This window comes from Myxacorys chilensis (assembly GCF_059505265.1).
In genome coordinates this window covers 1-8,323 of record NZ_JCACKG010000131.1, presented here as the reverse complement: position 1 = coordinate 8,323, position 8,323 = coordinate 1, and the positions used below count along the sequence as shown (strand labels likewise).

The window sequence follows — 8,323 nt, the reverse complement described above, 5'->3', positions numbered from 1 at the left end:
AAAACTGTAGCTTATTCCCTATCTAGCTTTTGTCCAACCCTACGCGTCCACCTCAGAAAGCTAAGACCGTTTTGGATTAGCGATCGCTTGATTGACTCGCCCCATGTGGTATCCCAGTAGTCGCTAGTGAAGCCGGAGAGTGATGCTAAGTAGTCAAGCCACTCAGCATCACAGGTATTGGGATTCAGTTGTTTTGTCGCAATCTCATCGATACGTGTCTTCAGTCCCATCAAGAACTTATCCCAGTAGCTCGATAGCCAAACTGAGACAGGGTTGGAGCGGTAAACCTCCGGTAGGTTTCCGGTCAATGGTTGAGAGTCTTGCCAAGCCTTTGGATCTGACATCAGTTAGGGTCTCCTTCGCCCGCGCCAAAGGTGAAGAAAATGTTGTCACTCGCGTAGCCCTCAAAGTAAGAACTTCTCAGCACTGGCAGAGACTTTTCGTTAGGCAGCATTAAGTCATTACCTACCCCGTTAATCAGAACTGAATTGACTCGCCTAACACCCAAAATCCCGCGCAAGACATACTCAATGTCCCCGCAGGCTTACATAATCCTTTTCAGAATAAGTGGCAGGATCAATGAACGCTGAGATTGCATCCTGCATATCGGTAAACACTTGGGCAGGATCAAAACCGTCTCTCAGTTGGATGATCACTTTGAGATCCACTTGAACCAACGTTGCTGCACTGAAATAGACCGACGTGCCGAGAGGGACTAAAGCACTGAGCCGATTTTGCAAGTCGTCGCACTCAGCCTGACTAGGGACGGTTCGATCACTCTTTATCCCGAACACATGGACGCTGCCAATTTGATACTGCGACCCGTCAGCACCGATGGATGAAAGGGCGATCGCTCGACTGCCCTCCCCTAAGAGAGACATTGCTGTAAGCTCGTAATCGCTTTGAGAGATCAGCGTATCTCTAACTCTGATGGCAGTAAGTGCTCGACTCCCTACTTGTTCCAACGATTCAGCGTCAGCCCCACCGTAAGCGTCTTCTAGGTTGCGAACGTCAGCTATGTTGGCGTAGGGAATGCTGAAGCGGGTGAGAGTTTTTCTGGGGACGTTGCCGATCGTGCCGAGCGTCGTACACTCTGCCAACACATCGCCGTAAGACTGACCTGGGAGAATGACTAGCGTCTCGATCGTTCTGAAGGTTAGCTCTGAGGCAGTGTTAACGAGTGAGCTATCCGGTTGCACCTCAAAGCCAATCGGGATGCTGTAGGGCGTGGTCACAGCCCCACTGAGGCTAAATCTGAGGCTGACTCTTGCCGCTTGTCCTAGCGACCGTTGAACCCCTGCTAGGTTGAGAAAGGCGACCGCTAAAGCTCGCGGTAACTTATTGACGTACCAAAGGACTTCTGCCCCTAATCTTGAGAGCGTCGAAGCGAAGACCTTTAGGGGATTGTGTTCACTGGTGTCATTGAGAGCGCCGTTTGATAGCGAATAAGCGTCAAGCATCGCCTCATCTGCCAACTGACCATCGTTACGTGGGTCAATGACTGGATAGGGAATGCTTGACGCTTCTGTTCCTTCTGAGGCTGTTGTAGGGTCAAAGCTAAAAGTCACGATCGTTTCGCCCAGGTATCTAACCTATGGCAATTCCAATGTGGAAACACTGGTCGCGGAACTAAACCTGTGATCGCTCTATTTTGTGTCTGCCGTCTGCCGCAAAGCACTCACGGGAGGATGCCCTAGAAGGGGTCTCTAAAAAAGTTCCGAATCTTTCTGGCGGAACGGGTTCGAGTTCACACTCGAAGCGGTACGGCATTGGGAGGCGCGATGTGCGCCTCCCAATGCCGTACCGCTTTAGGGGTAAGAGCAAGTGTTACCAGATATTGATGAAGCAGGGGTCAGTCGGTGATCTTGTCAATAATTGATACCAGACAAGTCGTACCCGCAGCGTAGACGTAGCCAACTACGCCTACTCCTGGGATAAACGCGCCTGGAAGAGCCACTATCCCTGCGATTATGCACGTCTTTTCACCGGGTAGCCAACGTCCCTTTACAACAAGAGTCTCCCGACAGGATACATTGTTCCAGCGCGAACCATTAACCTCCTGAGCTCGATAATAATTGCTACCGTACTGATGAGTTACAAACTTCCATTTAACTAATCCATCGGTCATATCCCCACGATTACAAACTAAAGGTGCATTAATTTGGGATGTTCTTTGAGCACTTGCCGGGGCAGGTTCTACCGCACTTATTGCAACAGTGGAAGCTAAGTTCAAAGCTATTATCGAAATGAGATTGAGACAGCGATTCTTCTTCATATTCCCTACCTGATTCTTCCTCATAGCTGCTCTGTCGAGGATATACACGGGCAAGATCGGTAAGTTATGCAAATCCTTCTACGATCGCACGCGGAGGATGCGTTACGAGATCGCGCTGTTTGTCTTGCTTAGGGGCATAATCTAAACCGATTCTCCATACTCCATTTCCCCAATGGCTCACAACCGTCGCCCCTCACTATTCGTCCTAAGAAGCTGTTGATTCTTCTGCTAATTTCACTATCAGCGCTTAGCATCCTAGCCACATGTACCTAAGCGTCTTTACGAAGGGCTGAAATGTCCCAGGCTCGATCGGCATCCTGAGTTCTTTCTTGTGCATCAGACTGCAACAGCTGCTCTAAATCCTGTGCTAACTGCCGCGATCGGGCCAGCACAACGGCATCATCTCCTTCCACAGATGCCATATCGTGCAAGGCTTCTTCGTCGTATCGTCTGAAGGTCTGAGCCGCTCGGTGTGCCCTGTGAGAGCGTACCCCAAGCATCTTTAGGGCATCCACTCCCATCTCCAAGGCAGAGCCAAAAGTTTCCCGCCGAATCACACTGACCCCGTGCCGAATCAATTCATAGGCGTGACGCCGATCGGTTGCGCGTGCCAGAATCTTCAGATGCGGGTAATGCTTGCGAGCCAGTTCCACAATTTGCAGAACTTTGTCGCGATCGTCAACGGCCACGACTAGGAGTCTAGCTCGCTCGGCTCCTGCTGCGTGTAGCAAATCAAGTCGGGAAGCATCGCCGTAAAACACTGTCCAGCCGAAACGCCGCAACAAGTCAATTTGCGCCGCACTGTGATCGAGAACAGTAATGCGGCATCCATTCGCAAGCAGTAACCGTCCGACAATCTGCCCAAATCGACCAAACCCAGCAATAATCACTGGACTTTCATTATCATCAATTTCATCTGCTTCCCGTTCATCTTCTACCGAGGCAAACCGAGGCTGCACGATTTTGTCATTGATAATCATGAGCAGTGGGGTCAACACCATCGACAGCGCCACAACTGCCACTAGCAAACTCGCCACAGAGGTCGGCAGCACGTTAGACTGCGTGGCAAAGGAGAATAATACAAAAGCAAACTCGCCGCCTTGCGCTAGGGCAAAGGCAAACAGCAAGCTCTGGCTCAATTCCAGCTTGAAGAACTGTCCAAGCGCAAACAGCACGCCAAACTTGAAGACTGCTAACCCAACCACCAGTCCCAGAATCAACAAGGGCTGCTGAATTAGCAGATTGAAGTTAATGCCAGCTCCCACAGAGAGGAAGAATAATCCCAACAGCAAGCCTTTGAAGGGATCAATGTCGCTCTCCAACTCATGGCGGTACTCATTGTCTGCCAAAACCACACCAGCTACGAACGTTCCCAATGCTGGAGAAAGCCCCACTTGCTGCATCGCCAGTGCAATCCCAATTACGAGCAGCAGCGCCGTTGCGGTAAACACTTCTCGCAGCCGAGTCGCCGCGATGAAACGAAACACTGGACGCGTCAAAAACCGTCCGCCCACAATAATGCCACCTACAATTGCCATCACCAGCAGCGCCTGCTGCCAGGGAGGGAGGGCAGTTCCCTGCTCTGCGGTGTGCTCTGCGGCAACCAACATGACCTGCTGCGCCGTTTGGCTCACCGAGGCACTGTGTTCCATCGCCAGCAGCGGCAAAAACGCCAGAATTGGAATCACCGCGATATCTTGAAACAGCAACACTGAAAAGGCAGACTGTCCGGCTTCTGTCTTGGTCAACCCCTTCTCGTTTAATGTTTGCAGAACGATCGCAGTTGATGACATTGCCAGAATCATGCCGATCGCCAGTCCCATCTGCCAGGGAAGCCCAAACAGGAGACTGACACCAGCAACTACTAGAGTTGTGACGGCAACCTGCAAGCCGCCCAACCCCAGAATGGGAATTCGTAGTCGCCAGAGCAGCGACGGTTGTAGCTCCAATCCCACCAGAAACAGCATCATCACCACACCAAACTCGGCGAAGTGCATGACATCCTCGCCCTCTTGTCCCACAAAGCGTAGCCCAAAGGGGCCAATAACCACCCCTGCAATCAAATAACCCAGCACCGAACCCAGCCCTAAACGGTTAGAGATCGGCACTGCTAGCACCGCTGCCGCTAAGTAGATAAATGCCTGAAAGAACAAGTTCTCATTGTGCATGGTGAGATATCTCCGAGCTGCTAATTACCTGCTTCAGGTTATGGTTAAAGTGCGTAAGTTGGTGAAGCTGATCCCAGTGAATCGTGTCGTCTCGCAGCGCAAGTAACACGGTTCGATAATCTTCTGTATGTTTAGCAATGTGCTCTGGCTCCCGGAGTTGATGGGTTCCCTGGATCACAAACGGGGGCAAATACTCCATGCTACATAGTCGGGCGGTCTGCTCAAAGGGAGCCAGCAATTCTCGAATCGTGAAGTAATTATGTCCGTGGCGGCAGTAAGCCTGTTTGCTGCCGCCCGTGGTAATGGCAGAAAGAAATTTTTTCCCTTTCAAGGCTTTGCCATCCTCCCCATAGGCAAAGCCATATTCCAACACTAAATCCTGCCACTCTTTGAGGATGGCAGGACTGCTATACCAGTAGAAGGGGTGCTGAAACACAATAATGTCGTGTTCTAGCAGCAGGCTTTGCTCATACTTCACGTCAATCTGAAAGGTGGGATACCGTTCATACAAGTCGTGAATTGTGATCGACTCTACTCCTTCTATAGCTTGAATTAGTTGCCGATTCACCCAAGATTTTTCGAGGGCGGGGTGAGCGAACAAAACGAGAACACGGTTTACATTGCTCATTTACTTTATCAAAGAATACACTGGAGGCTGCGACACTCTAGAAGCGATTTAGATTATTTTCCAGTTGAGTTCGGTTGCTCAACAGGATGAGTTTGCTCAAGCCCAGGGTTGCTAAATGGGCAATAAAAGCGACTTCAATCATCAAGTGACTTAAAGCTTCTAAGGTTACGACCAGCCAAGTGACTCCGCTCGGAATTTGAGACCCATAGCCAATCCGAAAGAAGGTTTCGACGCTGAAGAATAAAAAGGGTAGAAATCCCGCTGCTCGTTCACCGTTCTGGTTCTGGAGCGTTCCCCATCTCAAGGCATCAACTTCCCAATAAACGACTGCAAACAGGACAACCAGCGCTAGTGAGAGCAGCGCCAAGTGCAGAAGTGACAGAACCCAACGAGACTTTGGAGTGTGAGCGAGCGCCATAACTTCCTCCAGAAGCAAATGAACTTTAGTAATGTCAGACTCTCTAAGAATAATGGAAACCACCTGCTAGAGCGATCTGCGATCGCGTAGAGAGTCAGTTATCCATACCGTCACGCTTGAGAACTTTAGCAGGGCTAATGTGAATGAGCAAAAGCTCTGGCGCAATTTGCAATGAGTGGCACAATCAGTCAGCGCAGCCTCGGGCTAGCGTTTTGGCTTCTGATACCCTGAGATGAATTGTATTTCATAAAGCCAATCGTGCAACTCCGAAAGTCGTTTGCCTAATCCCCCGGTAGTTCAATCTAATTACGTCTAACTAAATAGCAAAATACTCAGGGAATCAAGCTTTGGGCGTTTGCTTAGTGAGAAGGCAGATCAACGCAAAATCGAGGGTTCAGGTTTTCTTTGGAGCAAGATGAGCAATCGCGTCTATGTCGCTCGAAGTTTTGAGGATGCTGGTATAGAAAGGATTAGTAGGAGTACGATCGCTTTGTACAGTGATGGAAGAAAGAATATGCTCAGCTTACTTTGGGGATTGGTAGTTCTGCTCGTTGCGCTGTGGGCGCTAGGGCTTGCTCTACATATTGCAGGTGGATTGATTCATGCGCTGCTGCTAATTGCGATCGGCTTAGCTGTCTACAACTTCTTCAAAGCACGGGATGTCTGAAGAAAGTGCCTATCTCTGCCAAGCTATGGATCGCCCATCAAATCAAAATACACCTTGAGCCGCTTCAAACTGGAGGCGGTTTTTTGTTGGCGATTGACACAAAATGAACGACAAGGCACTTAAAGCCCCTGCTAGGTCAGAGCTTTCCCCTTACTTTTTTCGTACTCACCCCGAATCAGCTCTTTGGTCTCAGAGTCAGCACTCCGATGCATCGCCTCACTAACCTTGATCCACCAAAGCTTAAGTGTTGTCTCTGAAAGTCTCCCTTCCAGGCTCAGAACTTTATCACTCTGCTCTAGAATCGCCTCTAGACCGTCTGTGTCGAAGGAGTCTAGTCCGCTAACCTTAACGGCTTCTAGCGTGGCTTCGTCCTTGATTCCGAAGCTGATAGCGACGTGCTTAAGGATCTCCTCATAGCATTGGGTCAGGTTTTGTCCGTAACTCTGCATTGCCAAGTTGACCGACACATAATCGAGAGCTTTCGATACGCCGCTCTGCATCAAAGCTTCACGACTGGCAGAAACGTTCCCCATGCTAACGATCGCTCGGATCTGGGCCTCGATTTTGTCGAGAACAGACTCGCTAATGACTTTCAGGGATGAACCTTGCGCCTCACTAAACTTGAAGTCTTTCCCGATTAAGACGTGAGCGTTGCCCGTTTTTAGATCCTGTAAGTCCTCGTCAGGGTCAGAGTACGAAACATTGAGATCGCTATCAGGCTTCGGGTCAAGGGGAGTCATGATCCTTTGTACATAGCCCGCGATCGTCGCGGAGTCCGTCCAACTATTCTCGATTTGAAGGTGCTGCGTCGCCTTCAAATCGAGAATAGTTGCATGTCCACAGCTCATTCTCAATCGGCGCGTAGACAACAGGGCACTTTCCCCTACCGTGAAGAAGCGGATAGCCGTGTGTGATCTGGATTTTAGGGCTGGCATAAGGTGAAGCGACCTTAGCCTCTACAGGTTCATAGATTGATCGAGCGCTGGTGATACTGCCTGCCGAATCTAGCTCGACGAATGCCTCATACTTCGCGATCGAAGTACCATCGATTACCGTCCAGACTGCTCGCAACCTAGGTTCGTCATAAGGTGTGTTCTCGCTGATAACTTGACGACTCTTGATAAACTGAACCTCATTCCCGCTCAGACCCCAGTTAATTACTTATAGTGGATTATACAAAGTAACGTAAGAGTTAGCGCCGAGCATCTCCTCTTGCAGCTTGTTCTGCGGCATCACGTCTAGAGCCTTACGATCGACAAAAGCCCATGACCGACCGTAGAGCAGTTGAGTTCTAAAAATCTTCGACAGGAGCGCTCTCTCGTCTCGCCGCTTACCGTCCGTCGCACCTCTGAAGTTGTCCCACTGATCGCCCTCGCAGCCTTCAACGTGAAACGGGGCCGAGACGATTCTCGTACTGTAGTCTTTAACCGCACTTCCTAAGATAGGCGTGTAGCAGAACTTTTTAAGCCTTAACTGATAGAGTGCTTCATCCTCGCCGGGTCGCCGGACGATGTACAGCTCTTTTCTCCTTTCAAGTTGATGCCCTCCGGTAATCAAATCATCAATGATCTGCCAAACGGGGAGGATCTGGTCGTACTCCTCGTGCCGAGATTCTAACTGTTCGATATCAATAAGTGGAGGGTGGTCAACATTGCGATCGCATTCGAGGCTTCACTCTATGGCGTGTCCAAGGCAATGTGTTGCACAAGAGAGGCCGAAAGTAGCTGCGAGCTTTAGTTACTAAAGGTTTGAGGGTGGTGCAAAAAACTATGGGGAACCCATAACGGATTCAAACTATGGGGATCTCCATAGAATGCGCTGCGAAGTTAGAGCGGCTTCCTGACAGCGATCGCTCTGATAAGTAAGCTAGGTCTGAAAAGGATCAATGTGCCTTATAGAGCCTCCTAGGGGCAAATCAGAATAGATTCGCTGATATTAAGCAGAATGATGTAATCACACGCCGACCTTCTTTTTACTTACCAGATTTTCCGGTAAGAGACCCTTGCGATTTTGTCCGCTTCAGATACTTATCTAGATAACGTTCTGATTAACCACTCCTATTTTTCGAGGTGTCCCATAGTTTAGATTCAATAAAAATTCTAAAGAAAGGAAAGTTACAGCCTTTTCCAGCCTAATGAGGTACAAGCTAGAGTAATGTAAAGTGCCA

At 49.6% G+C, this 8,323-nt stretch carries 8 protein-coding genes; 1 reads left to right on the top strand and 7 read right to left on the bottom strand.

The genetic code is table 11. From position 1 onward, the window contains the following. Nucleotides 1–11 precede the first annotated feature (11 nt). From AC5JLB_RS10110 to AC5JLB_RS10090, 5 genes are all read right to left on the bottom strand, one after another. Nucleotides 12–344 (bottom strand): phage tail protein, encoded by a 333-nt coding sequence (locus tag AC5JLB_RS10110; RefSeq protein WP_495873706.1) that lies wholly within the window; start codon nucleotides 342–344, stop codon nucleotides 12–14. Nucleotides 345–527: 183 nt separating this feature from the next. Beyond that, on the bottom strand, nucleotides 528–1,568 hold the full coding sequence (locus tag AC5JLB_RS10105; protein ID WP_495873705.1) for a baseplate J/gp47 family protein: 1,041 nt from the start codon (nucleotides 1,566–1,568) through the stop codon (nucleotides 528–530). Nucleotides 1,569–2,544: 976 nt separating this feature from the next. Next, complete coding sequence (gene kefC, locus AC5JLB_RS10100; RefSeq protein ID WP_495873704.1) at nucleotides 2,545–4,443, bottom strand: glutathione-regulated potassium-efflux system protein KefC; 1,899 nt, start codon at nucleotides 4,441–4,443, stop codon at nucleotides 2,545–2,547. Next, nucleotides 4,433–5,071, bottom strand: a complete 639-nt coding sequence (locus AC5JLB_RS10095; RefSeq protein WP_495873703.1) for an NAD(P)H-dependent oxidoreductase — start codon at nucleotides 5,069–5,071, stop codon at nucleotides 4,433–4,435. The genes kefC and AC5JLB_RS10095 overlap by 11 nt, the downstream gene beginning before the upstream one ends. Nucleotides 5,072–5,108: 37 nt before the next feature. After that, complete coding sequence (locus AC5JLB_RS10090) at nucleotides 5,109–5,489, bottom strand: hypothetical protein (RefSeq protein WP_495873702.1); 381 nt, start codon at nucleotides 5,487–5,489, stop codon at nucleotides 5,109–5,111. A 514-nt stretch (nucleotides 5,490–6,003) separates the two neighbouring features. On the opposite strand from AC5JLB_RS10090, the gene AC5JLB_RS10085 reads away from it, so the two are divergent. Continuing rightward, nucleotides 6,004–6,156: a lmo0937 family membrane protein gene (locus tag AC5JLB_RS10085; protein ID WP_495873701.1), complete on the top strand. Its 153-nt coding sequence runs from the start codon at nucleotides 6,004–6,006 to the stop codon at nucleotides 6,154–6,156. A gap of 131 nt (nucleotides 6,157–6,287) precedes the next feature. Here the strand turns inward: AC5JLB_RS10085 and AC5JLB_RS10080 are convergent, their stop codons facing one another. Then, the gene (locus tag AC5JLB_RS10080; protein WP_495873700.1) at nucleotides 6,288–7,091 is read right to left on the bottom strand and encodes a hypothetical protein; all 804 of its coding nucleotides are present in this window, start codon (nucleotides 7,089–7,091) and stop codon (nucleotides 6,288–6,290) included. 226 nt (nucleotides 7,092–7,317) lie between these two features. Next, a complete protein-coding gene (locus tag AC5JLB_RS10075) occupies nucleotides 7,318–7,713 on the bottom strand; it encodes a hypothetical protein (protein WP_495873699.1) in 396 nt (131 codons plus the stop codon). Between the last annotated feature and the right edge of the window lie 610 nt (nucleotides 7,714–8,323).